Raw genomic sequence first — 17,359 nt, 5'->3', positions numbered from 1 at the left:
GATTGCGACAAATGGCTCTACGGCGACAACAGCATCAGCGTCGGCAGCTCCATCGGCTCCGGCTGGCGTGACGGTTTTGGGTTCGACAAAGGCAGTTGCTGCTTCAGTATCTCAGGCGGATTCCGGGAGCATCACCGGCCGGCCGGCTGGGAGCGGAGCTGGGCTTGCGGCTAAAGAACTGGCCTCAAATAGGGCCCGTTGGAATAACTCGTCGACCCGGACCGCTCGCGGGCAAGTGCAGGGACGGGGCAAGCAGGCTATTTCCATCGCGAATACCCCCATCAGTCATTTGCCCGAAGCCGCCAATCCAGCAGTGGTCCGGTCCGGCGCGGCGCGGCCGGGTCGCAATGCTTCAACGGCCGCAATCACCCGGACATCTACCCAGTTATCGCAAGCGCTGGCCGGCACGAAAAAGCGCCTGGCCCGGCACCGCCGCCCGCCCGTGGCAGCAATGGCAGCAGCTGCAAAGCCTATCGGCAGCCGGCCGCTGCCATTAGCTTCCTCGCCCCCAATTGTGGACCAGCCAACCTTTCAATCGGCCCCAACAACGGCCGCTGCCAGCATTGCCCCAGCTATAGAAAGCCGCCTCAACCAACGCGCAGCCCCGGCCTTGCTACCCACCCGGTTGGTAGCCGTGCAGCTCGGCGCGGGGCCGGGGCTGCCTGCGCCGCAGCCGGTGACCATTGCGCCCAGCCCGTTGCCGCTGCCCTTCGCGTCGCACTGGGCGGTGCAGGTAGTGGCCGGCCCGGCCCTCACCTACCGGGCGCTAAACATGGCGGCGGGCGCAGGCGCGGGCACCTCGCCCTCTCCGCCTTACCTCACCACCAATACCTCTACTCCGGTGGCCACGCTGGAACGGCCCGCCCTGGGCAGCGCGGCGCAAATCACCGTGCGGCGCACCCTCGGCAGCCGCTGGAGCCTGAGCGCGGGCCTGGGCTACGCCGAATACGCCAGCGCCCTGGCCCTGCAACAGGTGCACACCACCCCGACCAGCGTAGTCGCCAACCGCCCAAATTTCGCCGATTCCACCGGCATTCACCGGCGCGATACCTACCGGTTTGTGACGGTGCCGGTGCGGGTGGGCTACGGCTGGACGCTTTCGGGGCGCTGGCGCGTGGGCCTGCTGGCCGGGGCCGAAGCCGCCGTGTACGTGGGCGGCAGCAGCACCGAGGGCAGCCCCTGCGCCTGCCAAAGCCAAACCTGGAGCTTCGCCAACAACCCCTACCGCCGCCTGAGCGTGGGGGCCAGCCTGGGGGCCGAAGCCCGCTACCGCCTGGCCGGAGGGCGCTGGGAGCTGCTGGCCCAGCCCACCGCCACCTACCTGCTCACGTCCCTCGCCCCGGCCGCTTCGGCTTACTACCAGCGCCACTTATTCGGGGGCGCGGCACTGCTGGGGGTGGCTTTCAACTTGCCCTAATACCTCGGCAAGGAGCTTCCGGCTGGCTGGCCAGCGGCCGGAAGCTCCGCGCCCGACGGGGATTTTTCACTCATTTTTTCCTTCCTGCTTTTTATGAAACATTTCGCATGGGTATGCCTGGGCGTAGCCCTGCTGGCCGCTTGCCGCAAAGACGACGTGGTAATATGTGACCCGGTGGCGACACCGGCCACCTTCGCCGATTTGCGGGCCGCCGCGCCCGCCGTTCAAACCTTCACCTTCGCCCTGGGCCAGGCCCAGAGCCTGCGCACGGCGGGCGGGGCCACCGTTTCCTTTCCGGCCAATGCCTTCGTGCTGCCCGATGGCAGCGTGGCGGCTGGCAGCGCCACGCTGCGGGTGCGGGAGCTGCACTCGGTGGGCGACATGGTGCTGGCCGGGCTGCACACCAACGTGGCGTTCCAGAATACCGGCCTGCTGGTGTCGGCGGGCGAGTTTAACGTGCAGGCCTGGCTGGGCAGCACGCGCCTGCAATGGAAACGGGCGGTGGGCGCGGCCGCCATCCAGCCCACCCTGGCCACCCCCGTCCCCACCAGCGGCCTCGACACAACCCGGATGCTGTTGTGGAAACTCCCCTTTGCGGCCAATGGAGCCGTGCCCGTCGTGGCCGATTCGGCGTCGGGATGGCAGCCCGGCCGCCTTCAGAACCAAGGACAGGGCCAGGGCCAGTCCTCCTGGCTTCCGCTGCCAGCCACCAGTGGCCTCTATACAGCCGTGCTGCCCCTGGACTCCATCAGCTGGATAAATTTCGACCAATACTGGCGCCCTGCCAGCAACGCGGCCTGGACCTGGGGCCAGGTGCGCGTACCCGCCGGGGCTTCCGAAACCAGGGTGTACCTCCGCCCCGCCGGCTACACCAGCCTGTGCCGCACCTTTGCCACTGCCGACCCCACCCTCTGGCAAAACCATTTCCCGGACGGCACCGACGTGCAGGCCATCGTGGTACAGATTCGGGATGGCCAATTCTATTTTGGCACTCAGCGCTACACCTGGCGGCTGGGCCAAGCAATGGCTCCCACCCTCGAAGCCCTCAGCGCCGCCGAAGTCGTGCGGCGCATCCGCCTGCTATAGGGGACGCCAAACGTTAGGGGAGGGTCGCCCAACGTTAGGCGACCCTCCCCTAACGTTTGGCAACCCTCCCCCAACGTTGAGCGACCCTCCCCTAACGTTTGGCGACCCTCCCCTAACGTTGAGCGACCCTCCCCTAACGTTTGGCGACCCTCGCCCAACGTTAGGGGAGGGTCGCTCAATGTTGGGCGAGGGTCGCCAAACCTTCAACTACCCCCGCCGGCATTATTGCCCGCCGATTATCACCTCGCGCACCGGGTTTTCGCCCAGCCAGTAGGGGATTTCGGCCACGCTGCCCACGTTCAGTACCAGCACGTCGGCGCGCTTGCCGGGGGCCAGGCTGCCGCAGTCGTGCTGCTGCCTGATGGCCCAGGCGGCGTTGAGGGTAGCGGCGGCCACGGCTTCTTTGGGGGTGAAACCCATCTTGAGGCAGGCCACCGACAAGGCCAGCCAGAGGTTTTTGCTGGGGCACGAGCCGGGGTTGAAATCGGTGCTCAGGGCCACGGGCAGGCCTTTTTCGATGAACTCGCGGCCGGGCGCGTACTTCTCTTGTCTTAAAAACAGCGGCACCAGCGGCAGCAGCACGGCCACGGTTTGCCCCTGGGTTTGCTGCGCGATACGGCCGGCGGCGGCCGGCGTGAGGTAGTCGCAATGGTCGACGCTCACCGCGCCCAGCGCGGCGGCCATCTCGCAGCCGCCGAGGTCGTGCAGCTGCTCGGCGTGGATTTTCAGGCCGAAGCCCATGTGGTGGGCCTGCTCCAGGTAATACCGCGAAACATCGAGCGGAAACGCGCCCTGCTCGCAGAAAATATCCACGAACGCCGCCTCCCCTTTCAGGTCCGACAGCACTTCGCGCAGAATGAAATCGACGTAGGCCCGCGGGCCGGCTTCCTTAAACTCGGGCGGCACCACGTGCGCCCCCAGAAAGGTGGGCACCACCCGCACCGGCTGCTGCCGGCCCGCCTCCCGGGCCACCCGCACCAGCCGCAGCTCGGTATCGCGGTCGAGGCCGTAGCCGCTTTTGGCCTCCACGGTGGTCACGCCGTAGCGCCGAAAACCGTCGAGATGGTGCAGGGCATTGGCCAATAATTCGGCCTCCGACGCGGCGCGGGTGGCCCGCACGGTGCTCAGAATGCCCCCGCCGCTGGCCAGAATATCGAGGTAGCTTTCGCCGCGCAGCTTGCGCTCGAACTCGTGGGCGCGGTTGCCACCGAACACCAGGTGCGTGTGGCACTCCACCAAGCCGGGCATCACCACGCAGCCGGTGGCATCCACGAGGCGGGTGTGGGGGCCGATGTGCGAAAGGTCCAACTCATCCATCGGGCCCACGGCCACGATTTTATCGTCGATGCAGGCCACGTAGCCGCGCTCGATTATCGTCCAGGCGCTCAGGTCGGGGCCGGCCAGGGGCCGGTCGGTCGGGCCGCCGGCCAGCGTGAGCACCTGCGCGGCGTGCTGAATGAGGAGGGTGTAGGGAGCGGGGTGCGGCATGGGGAATGCGGGTGGGTGGGGCGGCAAATTACGGCCCCGGCGGGCAGCTTTGCGTAGGTGCTTGCGTTACTTCTGCCTTGTTCAATGCCCGATTTCGTCCCCGCTCCGCTCATTCTCACCCTCGCCCTTGATGCTGCCGCGCAAGCTTATTTCAATGAGCTGCGCCGCCGGCACTTCCCGCCGGCCATCAACTACCTCGCGGCCCACCTCACGCTGTTTCATCACCTCCCCGGCGCGGAGCTGGCCGCCGTGCAGGCGCAGCTCCAGACCATCGCGGCCAACCAGCGCCCCCTTCCCCTGCCGGTCGCGGGCCTGCGCTCGCTGGGCCGGGGCGTGGCCTTCACCCTCGAAAACGACGACCTGCGCGCCCTGCACCGCCGCCTGCAAGCCGCCTTCGCCCCCCACCTCACGCCCCAAGACCAGCAGAAGCTCCAGCCCCACGTCACCATCCAAAACAAGGTGGACCCCGCCGCAGCCCGCGCCCTCCTGGCCGATTTACAGGCTGATTTTGCCCCCTTTGAAGCCGTGGGCACCGGCCTGCACCTGTGGGCCTACCGCAACGGCCCGTGGGAAAGCCTGGCCGAATTTCCGTTCGGGGCGTAGCCGGGGCCGCTACCGCTGGGGCTGCCGGCCGGTTACCGTAAACTCGTCGCGCACGAATTCCTGGATGGTATCGGCAATGAACGCCTCGATGTTGTAGGCGCTGGGCAGCAGCGCGGCCTGATGCTCGGGGTCGAGGTAGGCATCGAGACGGGCCAGGGCCGGGGGGGCTACCTGGCCAAAGCCCAAGCTCCAGCCGGCAAACAGGCGCTGCGCCACGGGTCCGCTGAATAGCTTGACCACCTCGGTGTGCCGCGAATCCTGCCAGATACACTCGTACAGGACTTTTACCGGCTCCATCTCTCCTTCCAGCACCTGCAAAAACCGTCCCTCGGCATAAAACAACACACCGGTAATGCCCTGGCTGTAATTGTGGATACGGGATTGTTCAACCAGCCGCGCCAATTCCTCGTCGCTAAGCAAGCGGATAGCAACGCTGCGGTAGATTAGTTGATATACAGCCATAGCTCAAGGGAAATTGGAAGGAATGCAAGCCCGCGGCGCAGCACTGGCTCAGCGGTAAAAATACATACGGGTAAATACGCATCCCCATCCAATACCTCAGTATTTATTCCCAAAAAGCATACTATATTTTTATTTATATCAGAATCAATCCCCCCCTTACTTAAGCCTTGGGCCGGGCCGCGCTATTTGCGAAGCTAACGGGGGCGTGGAGCGAGGTTTTCCCATTCGGCCAGGGCGGCGCGGTGCTCTCTGTTAGCTCGGCTGATGATTGCGCTATCCGGCTTTATTCCAACACTGATAGCCGTTCCTTTTTCCCGGGCATAGGGGTCCTGCACTTGGCCGACCACACGGCAGGAGGCAAAATGAGATATCAACTCCGCGTCGGGCTCATCGTCCACCATGATGATGGCCTGCCAGTCCGCCCGCTCCGGGTACCAGTACAGAAAGCTGCCATTGAAGCTATGCGCCAGCGGCATGGCCCGGCGGGCGCAGTAGTAGTTGAGGGCGCTAGCTTCTCCGTAGTTATCGCACTTGATGAGGGTGTGGGCGCGCACCGAATCTGGCAGGCTTTGGTAGGCGGCCCAGGTTTTGTCGGCCATTTCGCGCCAGCCGCGCATGTCGGCGTAGTCCTGGGGCAGGGCGTGGTTCTGGCCATCTTCCCAGCGGTAGAGGCCCAGGGCGGCGAAGCGGGGCCGTAGCGCCGCCATAGCCGCCGGCGACCGCAACGGATAAATGAACGGCAGGATGGGCAACAGCAGCAGCAGCGGCAGGCTCACCAGCGCCAGCAGCGCCACCGGCCGCCAGCGCCCGGCCCCCGGCTGGTGCAGCCCCCCAAACTGCCGGAACCGCATCTCCCACCACCACGCCCCGAAACTGAACAGCACCGGGTAGTAGCCCAGCGTGTAATAGTCCTTGCCGTGCAGCAGCGCCTGCAAGCCGATGCCCAAAACCACCACCAGCCCCACCGCCCGGTAGGGCCGCAGGGCGCGGCTGAGCAGCAGCGCCAGCAGGCCTGGTACCCACACCCACACCGCCCCAATGCACATCAGCAGCTGCATTTTCCAGAATTCGGCGGCCTCGACGTGGACCAGCTGGCTGTCGTGCAGCAGCTGCATGTGGTGCCGAAACGGGATGCCGTGCCGGATTTGCCAGGCCAGGTTGGGCAGCCACAGCAGCAGCGCCAGCCCCGCCGCGCCCCAAAAGTGCCGCTGCCCCAGCAGGCGCCGCCAAGGCGTGAGCAGCAGCGCCCCGCCCAGCGCGGCAATGAAAAACAGCGTGGTGTATTTGTTCAGCAGGCCCAACCCGAGGGCCAGGCCCAGCAAGTATAGCCAGCGCGGCCGCTGGGTTTGCTGGTAGGCCGCCAGCCCATAAAGAGCCAGCACGAAGCCGGATACCTCAAACGAATTGGGCTGAAACAGCAGGTTGAGCCGCGCGAAGGCCGTGCCCAGGTAGCAGGTGCCCGCCAGCGCCGTGGCAAACCAGCCGCCGCCCAGCCGCTGCGCCAGCCGCATCACGAGGTAGAGCGTGGCCGCGCCCCACAGAAACGGCCAGAATTTCACCCAGAAAAAGCCGCCGCCCAAGGCCATGCTCACCCAGCCCTGCGCGGCCATCAGCGGGGGCACTTCGAGGTAGCCCCAAGCCAGGTGCTGGCCCTGGTTGAGGTACAGGTATTCGTCGCGTTGCAGGTCGTACTGCGGGCTGATGAGGAAGTAGCCGGAGACGAACTTGAGCAGGGCAAAAGCGAGCGGAAGCAGACGTTTCATGCCCGGCAAGGTAGCGCCGCTACTACAATCACCAGCGTATTATGACCTCGAAAATTCAGTAATAGTCGCGCATTTTGCTTTGGAAATCATTGCCTTATTTTGCGGCTTCACCTTTCCCCGGCCTTATCGCCCCAACCGTTTACTCCGCATGATTTTCTACGGCTTCAAAAGCACGCACCTGCGCACCGCTCCCCTGCCCATCGGCACCAACTGCCCGGCCTGCGCCACCCCAGATGCAATGAAAGCCAGCGTGTATGGCCGCTACGCCCACGTTTACTGGATTCCGTTCTTCCCGTTCAGCAAATCGGCGGTGGCTCAGTGCGAGCATTGCCAGAAGGCCTGGGAAGAAAAAACAATGCCCGCCCAGCTGCAACCCGGCGTGCGCGCCATCAAGCAAAGCACCAGCTTTCCGCTCTGGAACTGGGCCGGCCTGGGGGTATTGGTGCTGGCCCTGGTGGGCGCGTTCATTGCCGGCCGCTACCACGAGCGCGACCGGGTGGCCTACCTGGCGGCCCCGCACGCCGGCGATATCTACACCATTCGCTCGATGGGCGACAGCACCAAATACTCGCTACTGAAGGTACTGAGCGCCAAAGGCAACACAGTGGAGGTGGCGGCCAACGAGTACGAAATTGACGACCGGTCGCCGCTCAGCGAACTCAACTCGCCCGAGAAATACACCAAAACGACCGAGTCGCTCACCGTGCTCGACCTGCAAATCATGCACAACAAAGGCCAGCTCACCGACGTGGACCGGCTAACGGAGTAGCGCCAAGGCTATTGCAGCCCGGCCCAGCGCAGAAATTCCGCGCCGACTTTCTCCCAGTAATAGTCATCGTAGTTCACCTGGCCGTTTTTGAAGCCGAAGAAGTTGTGCTCGCGGCCCACGTAGGGCCGGAAGGTGAGAGTGGTTTTGTGCTGCCGGATGGCTTCGAGGCGCAGGTAGTCATTGGCCGCCGCGTCGGCATCGCGGGTACCGTAACCCACGAAGATGGGCACCGTGGCCCCGAGCAGCGCCGGCAGCTCCGACTGCCCGTGTGCAAACATGTTCTGGTCGCTGTCGCCCGGGCCGCAGTCATTCTGGGTGGGGTGGTCCACGGCGTGCTGCCAGCGGGCAAACTCGGCCTCCACGGCGGCGCTGTCGGCGTCGGTGGGGTCGCGGGCTATTTTGGTGAGCTCGCGGCCCAGGGGGCTGCCGCTCAGGTACACGGCCCGGCGCAGCAGGCCCGGCATGGCCGCCAGCTGCGCCACCACGGCGCTGCCTTCCGAGTGGCCACCGGCCACCACATTCTTCGCATCCACCCAGGGCTGCTTTTTGAGGTAGCGGATGATGGCCTCGTCGCGCCGCACGTAGTAGTCAAGGTAGTTGCGCTGGCAATAATAGGCCGTCGGCGTGGCCGTGCTAAACAGCTGATTGGGGTTCCGGCCCTCCACATTCATCACCATCGGCACGCCGGGCTTGCCGATGATGACGAGGTGGCAGTTGGGAAACGCCTTCTTATTCAGGAACGGAAACACGCCGTAGGCCCCATGCTGGTCGTACAAAATGAGCGGCTTGGGCAGCGAGCCCTGCGCCCACAGCAGCACCGGCAGCGGGGCCGCCTCGCGCCCCGGCGGCGACTGAATGAGCAAATCCACGCTGTCCTTGCCAAACATCACCACCAAATGCCCAAAGCCAAAATCCAGCGGTGTGCGCGGGACGGCAGTTTTTTTCTGGGCGAAAACCGGGCTACCCAGCCCCACCAGCAGCAACAGAAACAGTAATAGTTGGCGCATTCAGCTGCTTTTTTGCCCTGCGGCGGTAGTGCCGGGGCGGCGCAAGGACTTTAGAGGTTGGCGGGCAGTTGCACGCGGGCCAGGTACTCGCCCAGGCCGGCAGGCTTCTGGAAAACGTGGATGAAGAGGATGTGCTCTTCGCCCCGGCTGCGCCAGGTTTCGGCATAAAAGCCTTCCACGGCGTAGAGCGTCAGGTCAAAACTGTCTTCCTGACGCTCGGCCAGGCGGGTGCCGTGCCGGGCGAGGTGCTCGGTCTGGCGGCGCTGGTGCAGGGCTTTGAAGGCGGTGATGGTCATGGGAAGCGAAACGGCGCTTTTGCAAAGTTCGTGCGCGGCCGCCCTAAGTTCGCACCATGAATCGTTTTCGTTTTCCGCACCCGCTGGTGCTCATTGTTGGTTTTATCATCCTGGCGGCGGCGCTGAGCTACGTGCTGCCGGCCGGCGAATTCACGCGCCACCTCGATGCCGTGACCGGGCGGCAGGTGGTGGTGGCCGGCTCCTACCACGCCGTGCCCGCCACTCCCGTGAGCCCGCTCGACGTGCTGGTGGACGTGCCCAAGGGCCTAGCCGATGCCGCCGCCGTCGTGTTCCTGATTTTCCTGGCCGGCGGGGCCTTCACGGTGGTGGACCAGACCGGGGCGCTGCGCTTTGGGGTCGACTGGCTGCTGCGCCGCGCCCACGGCCGCGAGGTGCTCGTGATTCCGCTGGTGGGCACGCTCTTCGCGACCATGGGCGCGCTGGAAAACATGGGCGAGGAGATAATTCCGCTGGTGCCGGTGCTGCTGGTGCTCATGCGGCGGCTGGGCTACCCTACCCTCACGGCGGTGGCGGCCAGCGTGGGGGCGGCCTTCGTGGGCGCGTCTTTTAGCCCGATAAATCCGTTTCAGGTGGGCATTGCCCAGAAACTGGCGCAGCTGCCGCTGCTCTCAGGCGGGGCGTTTCGGATGGGCTTTTTGCTGGTGGCGGTGGGGCTGTGGCTGTGGGCCACTACTCGCCACGCCGTGCGCCACCGCCTGGCTCCGGATTTAAGCCTCGATGCTAATGAGGTGGCCGCTGGCCCGGTGGCCGAAAGTGGCCGCCCGGGGCTGGTGCTGCTGCTCATGCTGGGTGCGTTCGCGGTGTTTGCCTACGGCGTGGTGCAGCTGCACTGGGAATTCGAGCAGATGTCGGCCCTGTTCCTGGGGTTGGGCGTGGTGGCCGGGCTGGTGGGCGGGCGCGGCCTCACGGGCACGGCCGAGGGCTTCATCGCGGGCTTCCGGGACATTGCCTTTTCGGCCCTGTTGATTGGGTTTGCCCGCGCCATTTTCGTGGTGCTGGAGCAAGGGCACATCGTCGATACCATCGTGCACGGCCTGGCCGCGCCGCTGGGGCATTTGCCCGTGGCGCTGGCCGCGCTGGGCATGATGGGCGTGCAAACCCTGCTGCATGTGCCGGTGCCGAGCGGCAGCGGGCAGGCCACGCTCACCATGCCGCTGCTGGTGCCGCTGTCCGATATCCTGGGCCTCTCGCGGCAGGTGACAGTGCTGGCGTTTCAGTACGGGGCGGGGCTGTGCGAGCTCATCACGCCCACCAACGGCACGCTGATGGCCATGCTGGCGGCCACGGGCGTGCGGTTTGAGCAGTGGATTCGGTTTGCCGCGCCGCTGTGGGCGGCGCTGTTTGCGCTGGGGGCCGTGGCGGTGGTGGTGGGTATTGCGGTGGGTGTATAGGAAGGGGTTAATTGATGCTCGAAGGCAATTAATCGAGTCTTGACATGAATTTAATCCTACCCGTAGCATAATAAATCCTAATATGGGAACATTAATTGCCCCTTCCTCCGGATTATATCCTACTCACCATGAATTTATTTATACTTGGTATAGATTTATTTATACTCGACATGAATTTATTTATACTTGCCAGCAAAAACCTGGTTTGCGGAGCCGGGGAATGGGTGTAGCGGCCCGGTTCAGTGCTGCCGGAACAGCTACCACTACATCAACATTTTTGTAGAAAGCCCCAGCGGGGGCGTACCCGGAGGGCAACACTCGTCTAACGAATGTCGCCCTCCGGGTACGACCCCGCTGGGGCTTTGCCGTTCCTGTAGGTCAGGCTGCTCTAATCGGCCCGCAGTTCGCTGGCCTGAAAAACCTTCGGCAGCTTGCGCTTGCGCTCCACAATCTGATAGGTAGCGGTGTCGGTGGCTTCGTCCCAGAACACGTCGGAGATGAGGCCGAAGTGGCGGTATTGGCCGGGCTGGGGCGTGGTTTCCTCCACCGAATCGCCGAAGCTGAATTTCGGTTTGTGATAGATTTCCTTGAACAGCTCGGGGCGCACGAGGAACTGCTGCTCGTCGTAGCGAATGGTAATCCACTCGCCTTCGTCGTCTTCGGCAATCTTTTCGAAGAGCTTGCCCACGGGCTCCAGCAACTCGAAGGCGCGGCGGTTGGCGGGGTGAATGTAGCGGAAGCCGTACTCAGACGACCAGCCGTAGAGGCCAAAAATGACGGGTTTGGGACGGGTTTTCAAGCAGCGGAATTCAGAATCGGAAAACAAACTAACAACGCGGACGGGCAAAAAGCTTCCATTGGATGGCGTGTAGCGCGATGTAGCGCGAACTTTTAGTTCGCGTCCCCGAACATTAATCGTTGGACCGGCGCGGGGACGCGAACTAAAAGTTCGCGCTACTTGGTGGCCTCTTGGTAGTGGGCCAGCAGGCGGTCGCGGTGCGCGGGGCCGTCGTGCACGTCGGCGAAGGAGATGCGGTGGGTCTGGCCGTCGTGGCGGTGCAGCAGCACGTCGGCGGGGCCGGCGGGCTCGGCGGCGGCCAGGTCGGCCCAGCGCAGCTCGTGGGCGCGGCCCAGGCGGGTGGTGCGGGCGGCAAAGCCGTCGGGGTGCAGGTGCAGGAAGCGGCGGCCGGCCATCTGCCGCGTGCGGAAGGCCATCACCACGTAGGCCACGGCCAGAGCGGCGTACACCCAGGGCAGGTAGTGCGTTTTGTGCACACCCCGGGCCAGGTCGGCGGCGTGGTGGCGATGCCAGATGTGGTAGCTTTCGAGGGCCAGAATGCCGGCGGCGGCCAGCTCCAGCCACGCCACCCGCTCCTGGTGGAAGGGGTTGTGGCGCAGATGCAGCAGCTCGCGCACCATCAGGATGAGGTAGGCCGCGCCTACAGCAAACTCCAGCACCACCAGGGGCGTGAAGGCTTCCTCACCCGCTAGCACGGGCAGCACGGCGAAGAGCAGCACCAGGGCCGGCCCCAGGTGGCTCAGCGTTTTGGCGCGCTGCTGCCCGGCGTGGCGGCGATGGTAGAGGGTGGTGCGGCCCTCGGCGGCGGCGGGTGCGGCGGTGTCCATGCCCGAAAAGTCGGCAAAATATTTTTCTGGTTGTAATCCGGCTGGAATATCGCGAAGGTTTAATTTAGCTGAAGGCCAGCAGATGCGGCACCCGGATGGCCAAAAGCGCGACAGTTTCGTATGCTTCGGGTACCTGCCGCCCCGTACCCGCCGCATTTTCGGCTGCCCGGGCGGTAGACAGTCTTTTTTTCGATGTCTAACGCTTCCGCCCCCAAACCCGCTTCCCGCGCTAAAACTGCCCCGAAAGCCCCTTCTGAATCAACTTCGGCCAAAGCGCCGAAACCCGCGCCCAGCCCCACGCTGCAACCTGGCATGGGTGCCGTGCCCCACGCGGCCGGCACCACCTTTCGGGTGTGGGCGCCCCACGCCAATTCGGTGTCCGTCATCGGCACTTTTAATGATTGGAAGGCCGACAAAAACCCGCTCCAAGCCGAAGAAAACGGCTATTGGGCCACCGATGTGGCCGGGGCCAAGGTGGGTGATGAATACAAATTCCACCTCACCAACGGCGACCAAACCTTCGACCGCAACGACCCCTACGCCCGCCAGGTGACGAATTCGGCCGGCTCGTCGGTGGTGCATGACCCGAATTTCGATTGGGGCGACGACCATTTCCAGATGCCCGCCTGGAACGAGCTGGTGATTTACGAGCTGCACGTGGGCACCTTCAACGCGCCCGATGCCGAGAACGTGGGCACCTTTATGAGCGTGGCCGAAAAGCTGCCCTACCTGCGCGATTTGGGCATTAACTGCATCGAGCTGCTGCCGGCTACGGAGTTTCCGGGCAGCCGCTCGTGGGGCTACAACCCCGCCAACCCGTTTGCACTCGAAAGCGACTACGGCGGGCCGGTGGCCTTCAAGGAAATGGTGAAGCAGGCCCACCAGCACGGCATCGCGGTGGTGCTGGACGTGGTGTACAACCACTTCGGCCCCGGCGACCTCGACCTCTGGCAGTTTGATGGCTGGAGCGAGAACGACGGCGGCGGCATCTACTTCTACAATGACTGGCGCGCCAAAACGCCCTGGGGCGAAAACCGCCCCGACTACGGCCGCCCCGAGGTGCGCCAGTACATCCGCGACAACGCCCTGATGTGGCTGAACGAGTACCGCTGCGACGGCCTCCGCGCCGATGCCATTTCCTTCATCCGCAACGTGAACGGCGAGGAAAACCCCGCCGAAGACCTGCCCGACGGCTGGAGCCTGATGCGCTGGATTAACGAGGAAATCGACCAGACGATGCCTTGGAAAATCACCATCGCCGAGGACCTGCGCGGCAACCCCGCCATCACCGAAACCACCGCCAACGGCGGCCAGGGCTTCGATTCGCAGTGGGACGGCTCGTTCGTGTACCCCATCCGCGATGCCCTCACGGCCCCGAACGATGCTGACCGCGACATGAACGCCGTGGCCCAGGCCCTGACCCAGCTCTACAACGACAACGCCTTCCGCCGCGTCATCTACACCGAAAGCCACGACGAAGTGGCCAACGGCAAAAGCCGCGTGGCCGAGGAAATCATGCCCGGCGCGGCCGACCATTGGTTTGCCAAAAAGCGCACCACCCTGGGCGCGGCCCTGGTGATGACAGCCCCCGGCATCCCCATGCTGTTCCAGGGCCAGGAAATGCTGGCCGATGGCTCGTTTGTCGACACCGAACCCATTCGCTGGGAGCGTGTGGAAGAGCGCAACGGCCTGGTGCACCTCTACCGCGACCTCATTGGTCTGCGCCGCAACCTGCACGGTGCCACGCGCGGCCTGGGCGGCCAACACACCAAGGTTTTCCACGTCAATAACGACGACAAGCTGGTAGCCTTTGCACGCCAGGCCGGCGAAGGCGGCCCCGGCGATACCACCGTGGTGCTCGCCAACTTTGCCAACCAGGCGCACGAGGCTTACACCATCGGCCTGCCCGGCCCCGGCCACTGGCAGGCGCGCTTCAACAGCGACTGGCAGGGCTACGACGGCGATTTTGGCGACATGGAAAGCTTCGGCATTGATGCCGAGGAAGGCGAATACGACGGTTTCGGGTGGCACGGCAGCATTGCCATTGCGCCCTACGCCGTGCTGATTTTGTCGCAGGAAGGGTAACGCCCGCCTTGTTGCCCGTATAGCAGAACGTCATGCTCAACCAGCGTCCGCGCAGTTGAAGCATGACGTTCTTTGTTATTATTGATTCACCTAACACACCCGCATGGACATCCCTACCTCCGCCAAAACCATCAACCGCCCCAACTCCGAGCTGACCAACGCAGCCTTCATCATCGCGGGCGTCATTTCCGCAGCGTTTGGCCTGAAGTCGTTTCTGCTGTCCAGCCACTTCATTGATGGCGGCGTCACGGGCGTTTCGATGCTACTGGCCACGGGTTTCCGGCTGCCGCTTTCGGTGTTCATTCTCGTTATCAATCTGCCGTTTATTGCCCTCGGGTATAACCAGCTGGGCCGCCGGTTTGCCCTGCGCAGTGCCCTGGGCATTGGCGGGCTAGCGCTGATGCTGGCCTTCGTGCCCTTCCCCGACGTGACCCACGACTTGCTCCTGACGGCCGTATTCGGCGGTGTGTTCATTGGGGCGGGCATCGGGCTGGCCATGCGCGGCGGGGCCGTGCTAGATGGCACCGAAATCGCCGCCCTGCTCGTGAGCCGCTACCTGGTGCTGCTCAAAGTCAGTGACTTAATTCTGATTCTCAACGTCATCATCTTCGGCGTGGCCGTGCTGGTGCTGGGCACCGAGCCGGCCCTGTACTCCATGCTCACCTACTTCGCCGCCGCCCGCGTGCTGGAATTCGTGCTCAACGGCATCGAGCAGTACACCGGCGTCACCATCGTGTCGGAGTACAGCGACGACGTCCGCAAAGTCATCACCGAAAAGCTGGGCCGGGGCGTGACGATGTACCAGGGCAAATCAGGCTACGGCAAGCGCGGCGAGCTGGGCCTGGAGCGCGACATCGTGTTCACCGTAGTTACCCGCTTGGAGCTACCCGCCCTGCGCACCGCCGTGCAGGAAGTCGACCCAAACGCCTTCATCGTGCAGTACCGCATCGATGACGCGCAGGGCGGCATCATAAAAAAACGGGCGCTACACTAGAGTGTGCAACGCCCGTTTCCATCTTGCTAATTAAGCACCGCCTCAGCTCTTTTTCAGGAGCTTAAACGCATGGGTCCACTGATTGGACCGGAAGCCCGGAATGCACCAGAGCATGCACAGCGGCTCGATGGCGCGGGCGGCTTCGGCTCCGCCCATGTCCTCGGGCTCGAAGCCGAAGGCGCGAATGACCTCGGCGGCTTCGACTTTGGCACCCTCGTCGTTGCCACAGATGAACATACTGGGCGTCGTGCCGCCATAGTCCGGGTCCGCCATCACGCCCGCCCCCACGCTGTTGAAGGCTTTCACGAAGTGGGCACCGGGCACCGCCTGCTGGCATTCTTCCATCAGCGACTCATCGAAGTTGGTAAAAAAGCGCAACACGCCGTTTTGCGGTGGCTTTTCATCAATGGGGTTGGTCGTATCAAGCACCGTTTTTCCGGCCAGGGCGCTGGCATTCAGCGTGCGCAGCAAGTGGGCGGCTACGTGGCCTTTCACGGCCAGCACCAGCAGCTGGCCAAAAGCGGCCGCCTCGTCAAAGCTGCCCACTTGGCCGGCAGGGCCGGCCTTGGCCAGCCATTCGGCCAGCTTATCGGGGTGGCTGGTGCCCAGCATCACCGGGTACCCCTTTTTGATAAACACATCGGCCAGGGTAGTTGCTACCGTGCCGGAGCCCAAAATGCCAATATTTTTCATGGGTTACTAGGGGTTGGTTTGAAGCAACCAATGTAGCAATTACATGATATAATTTCTACATTATATCATGTAATTGTATCACACAGGAGCTTGGTCGTATCGCTCGCCGGCCAGCGTGGGCCACGCGCCCTCAAACAGGAACTCGGCCAAGGGCTTGCGGGTGCGGGGTGCTTTCTCGCGCTCTCGGACGTGTTCGTGCAGGACAGAAGCCGGGTCGGGGTAGCCCAGCCCACATCGTATTTCGCCCAGCCGTTGGGGTTATTATCGTGCGAAAACTGGAGTTTAGCTACGCCCATGGCCAGCACGGGGGCTTTTTTGGTCCAAGCCTGGTTGAATTCCAGCAGGCCGCCCAGGATTTTCTCAAACGCCTCGGGCGGCCATCAGAATGGGGATATGAATGAGGGTGAGGCCGGATAACCGCCACACCAGCTCGAATTTTTGCCCCTATCCAGTCCTGTTTTTCCAGCGCATTTGAAAAAACATGGCTTACCATGCCAACTAAGCCCCAATCGGCTTACCTTTCGCCACGTTCTTTTTCCCGCCCCGGCCTTCCTCATGCCTACACAGCCCATCCCCCACGCCCCCGACGCTCCCGACGCCCTGTTTCCCAATTCGCTGCTCGTAGAAGTAGCCTGGGAAGTTTGCAACCAGGTGGGCGGCATCTACACCGTCATTCGCAGCAAGGTGCCGGCCACCATGCCCGTCTGGGACGACCGGTATTGCCTGCTGGGCCCTTACTTCCCCAACATGGCCCAGGGCGAGTTTGAGCCCTACGACGAGCTGACGGTGCACACCGGCGCCGACCCGTTCATGGCCGCCGTGCGCACCATGCGCACCCAGGGCTACGACGTGCAGATTGGCACCTGGCTCATCACGGGCCGGCCCCGCGTGGTGCTCATCAACCCGTTTCAGGCCTACGACCGGCTCGGCCAGCTCAAAACCGACCTCTGGGGCCGCCACGGCATCCCCGCCCCCGACAACGACGACCTGCTACATCAGGTCATCGCCTTCGGGCACCTCACCACCGTTTTCTTCCAGCACCTGGCCGCCCAGAAACTGGCCGAGCAGCGCCTGCTGGGTCATTTCCACGAGTGGATGACCGGCGTGGCCATCCCCGAGCTGCGCCGCCTGCAAGTACCCGCGCACCTGCTCTTCACCACCCACGCCACGCTGCTGGGCCGCTACCTGGCCATGAATGACCCCGCCTTCTACGACCACCTCATGTGGGTGAACTGGGAAGCCGAGGCCAAAAAATTCAACATCGAGCCCGCCGTGCGCATGGAGCGCGCCGCCGCCCACGGCAGCCACGTTTTCACTACCGTGAGCGAGCTGACGGTGCGCGAGTGCATTTATTTGCTGGATAGAATCCCCGACGCGGTGCTGCCCAACGGCCTCAACATCGAGCGCTTCGTGGCCCTGCACGAGTTCCAGAACCTGCACCAGCAGTACAAGGCCAAAATCCACGAATTCGTGATGGCCCACTTCTTCCAGTCGTATGCTTTCGACCTGGATAAGACGCTGTATTTCTTCACCTCGGGCCGCTACGAGTATCACAACAAAGGCTTCGACCTGACCCTCGAAGCCCTGGCCCGCCTCAACTACCGCCTCCAGCAAAGCGGCCTCGAAACCCAGGTGGTGATGTTTTTCATCACCAAGCG

Annotated in this window: 16 protein-coding genes; 8 read left to right on the top strand and 8 right to left on the bottom strand. The window is 63.8% G+C overall.

The window, feature by feature from the left end:
* Nucleotides 1-514 precede the first annotated feature (514 nt).
* Both AAFH49_RS18190 and AAFH49_RS18185 read left to right on the top strand, forming a co-directional pair.
* Nucleotides 515-1,417, top strand: coding sequence for an outer membrane beta-barrel protein (locus tag AAFH49_RS18190; RefSeq protein WP_342300421.1), 903 nt, complete (start codon nucleotides 515-517; stop codon nucleotides 1,415-1,417).
* Between the two features lie 93 nt (nucleotides 1,418-1,510).
* Nucleotides 1,511-2,503, top strand: a complete 993-nt coding sequence (locus AAFH49_RS18185; protein WP_342300419.1) for a hypothetical protein — start codon at nucleotides 1,511-1,513, stop codon at nucleotides 2,501-2,503.
* A 222-nt stretch (nucleotides 2,504-2,725) separates the two neighbouring features.
* Here AAFH49_RS18185 and hutI read toward each other — a convergent pair whose 3' ends face one another.
* Nucleotides 2,726-3,991 (bottom strand): imidazolonepropionase, encoded by a 1,266-nt coding sequence (gene hutI, locus AAFH49_RS18180; protein ID WP_342300416.1) that lies wholly within the window; start codon nucleotides 3,989-3,991, stop codon nucleotides 2,726-2,728.
* A gap of 84 nt (nucleotides 3,992-4,075) precedes the next feature.
* On the opposite strand from hutI, the gene AAFH49_RS18175 reads away from it, so the two are divergent.
* The gene (locus tag AAFH49_RS18175; RefSeq protein ID WP_342300415.1) at nucleotides 4,076-4,594 is read left to right on the top strand and encodes a 2'-5' RNA ligase family protein; all 519 of its coding nucleotides are present in this window, start codon (nucleotides 4,076-4,078) and stop codon (nucleotides 4,592-4,594) included.
* A 9-nt stretch (nucleotides 4,595-4,603) separates the two neighbouring features.
* Here the strand turns inward: AAFH49_RS18175 and AAFH49_RS18170 are convergent, their stop codons facing one another.
* Nucleotides 4,604-5,056 (bottom strand): BLUF domain-containing protein, encoded by a 453-nt coding sequence (locus AAFH49_RS18170; RefSeq protein ID WP_342300413.1) that lies wholly within the window; start codon nucleotides 5,054-5,056, stop codon nucleotides 4,604-4,606.
* A 194-nt stretch (nucleotides 5,057-5,250) separates the two neighbouring features.
* A complete protein-coding gene (locus AAFH49_RS18165; RefSeq protein WP_342300411.1) occupies nucleotides 5,251-6,819 on the bottom strand; it encodes a glycosyltransferase family 39 protein in 1,569 nt (522 codons plus the stop codon).
* A 148-nt stretch (nucleotides 6,820-6,967) separates the two neighbouring features.
* On the opposite strand from AAFH49_RS18165, the gene AAFH49_RS18160 reads away from it, so the two are divergent.
* Nucleotides 6,968-7,588: a hypothetical protein gene (locus AAFH49_RS18160; RefSeq protein WP_342300409.1), complete on the top strand. Its 621-nt coding sequence runs from the start codon at nucleotides 6,968-6,970 to the stop codon at nucleotides 7,586-7,588.
* Nucleotides 7,589-7,596: 8 nt separating this feature from the next.
* Here the strand turns inward: AAFH49_RS18160 and AAFH49_RS18155 are convergent, their stop codons facing one another.
* Together AAFH49_RS18155 and AAFH49_RS18150 are read right to left on the bottom strand one after the other, a co-directional pair.
* A complete protein-coding gene (locus AAFH49_RS18155) occupies nucleotides 7,597-8,595 on the bottom strand; it encodes an alpha/beta hydrolase family protein (RefSeq protein WP_342300407.1) in 999 nt (332 codons plus the stop codon).
* Nucleotides 8,596-8,645: 50 nt separating this feature from the next.
* Nucleotides 8,646-8,891 (bottom strand): hypothetical protein, encoded by a 246-nt coding sequence (locus tag AAFH49_RS18150; protein ID WP_342300405.1) that lies wholly within the window; start codon nucleotides 8,889-8,891, stop codon nucleotides 8,646-8,648.
* 56 nt (nucleotides 8,892-8,947) lie between these two features.
* Here AAFH49_RS18150 and AAFH49_RS18145 point away from each other — a divergent pair, with 56 nt between their 5' ends.
* Nucleotides 8,948-10,303, top strand: coding sequence for a YfcC family protein (locus AAFH49_RS18145; RefSeq protein WP_342300403.1), 1,356 nt, complete (start codon nucleotides 8,948-8,950; stop codon nucleotides 10,301-10,303).
* Between the two features lie 388 nt (nucleotides 10,304-10,691).
* Here AAFH49_RS18145 and AAFH49_RS18140 read toward each other — a convergent pair whose 3' ends face one another.
* Both AAFH49_RS18140 and AAFH49_RS18135 read right to left on the bottom strand, forming a co-directional pair.
* On the bottom strand, nucleotides 10,692-11,102 hold the full coding sequence (locus AAFH49_RS18140; protein ID WP_342300401.1) for a DUF6960 family protein: 411 nt from the start codon (nucleotides 11,100-11,102) through the stop codon (nucleotides 10,692-10,694).
* A 155-nt stretch (nucleotides 11,103-11,257) separates the two neighbouring features.
* Nucleotides 11,258-11,929 carry a hypothetical protein gene (locus AAFH49_RS18135; RefSeq protein ID WP_342300399.1) on the bottom strand — a complete coding sequence of 224 codons (672 nt, stop codon included), beginning with the start codon at nucleotides 11,927-11,929 and terminating at the stop codon, nucleotides 11,258-11,260.
* Nucleotides 11,930-12,121: 192 nt separating this feature from the next.
* Between AAFH49_RS18135 and AAFH49_RS18130 the strand changes: the two genes are divergently transcribed.
* Together AAFH49_RS18130 and AAFH49_RS18125 are read left to right on the top strand one after the other, a co-directional pair.
* Entirely contained in the window at nucleotides 12,122-14,014 is a 1,893-nt protein-coding gene (locus AAFH49_RS18130) for an alpha-amylase family glycosyl hydrolase (protein WP_342300397.1), read from the top strand.
* Between the two features lie 103 nt (nucleotides 14,015-14,117).
* On the top strand, nucleotides 14,118-15,008 hold the full coding sequence (locus AAFH49_RS18125; protein ID WP_342300396.1) for a YitT family protein: 891 nt from the start codon (nucleotides 14,118-14,120) through the stop codon (nucleotides 15,006-15,008).
* 42 nt (nucleotides 15,009-15,050) lie between these two features.
* Here AAFH49_RS18125 and AAFH49_RS18120 read toward each other — a convergent pair whose 3' ends face one another.
* The gene (locus AAFH49_RS18120; RefSeq protein ID WP_342300394.1) at nucleotides 15,051-15,701 is read right to left on the bottom strand and encodes an NADPH-dependent F420 reductase; all 651 of its coding nucleotides are present in this window, start codon (nucleotides 15,699-15,701) and stop codon (nucleotides 15,051-15,053) included.
* A gap of 555 nt (nucleotides 15,702-16,256) precedes the next feature.
* On the opposite strand from AAFH49_RS18120, the gene AAFH49_RS18115 reads away from it, so the two are divergent.
* Nucleotides 16,257-17,359: glycogen/starch synthase (locus tag AAFH49_RS18115; RefSeq protein ID WP_342300393.1), on the top strand; the 1,103-nt coding region annotated here is incomplete at its 3' end.

This window comes from Hymenobacter segetis (assembly GCF_038448715.1).
GTDB lineage: Bacteria > Bacteroidota > Bacteroidia > Cytophagales > Hymenobacteraceae > Hymenobacter > Hymenobacter segetis.
The sequence above is the reverse complement of the archived record's forward strand: the minus strand, read 5'-3'. Positions and strand labels throughout refer to the sequence as shown.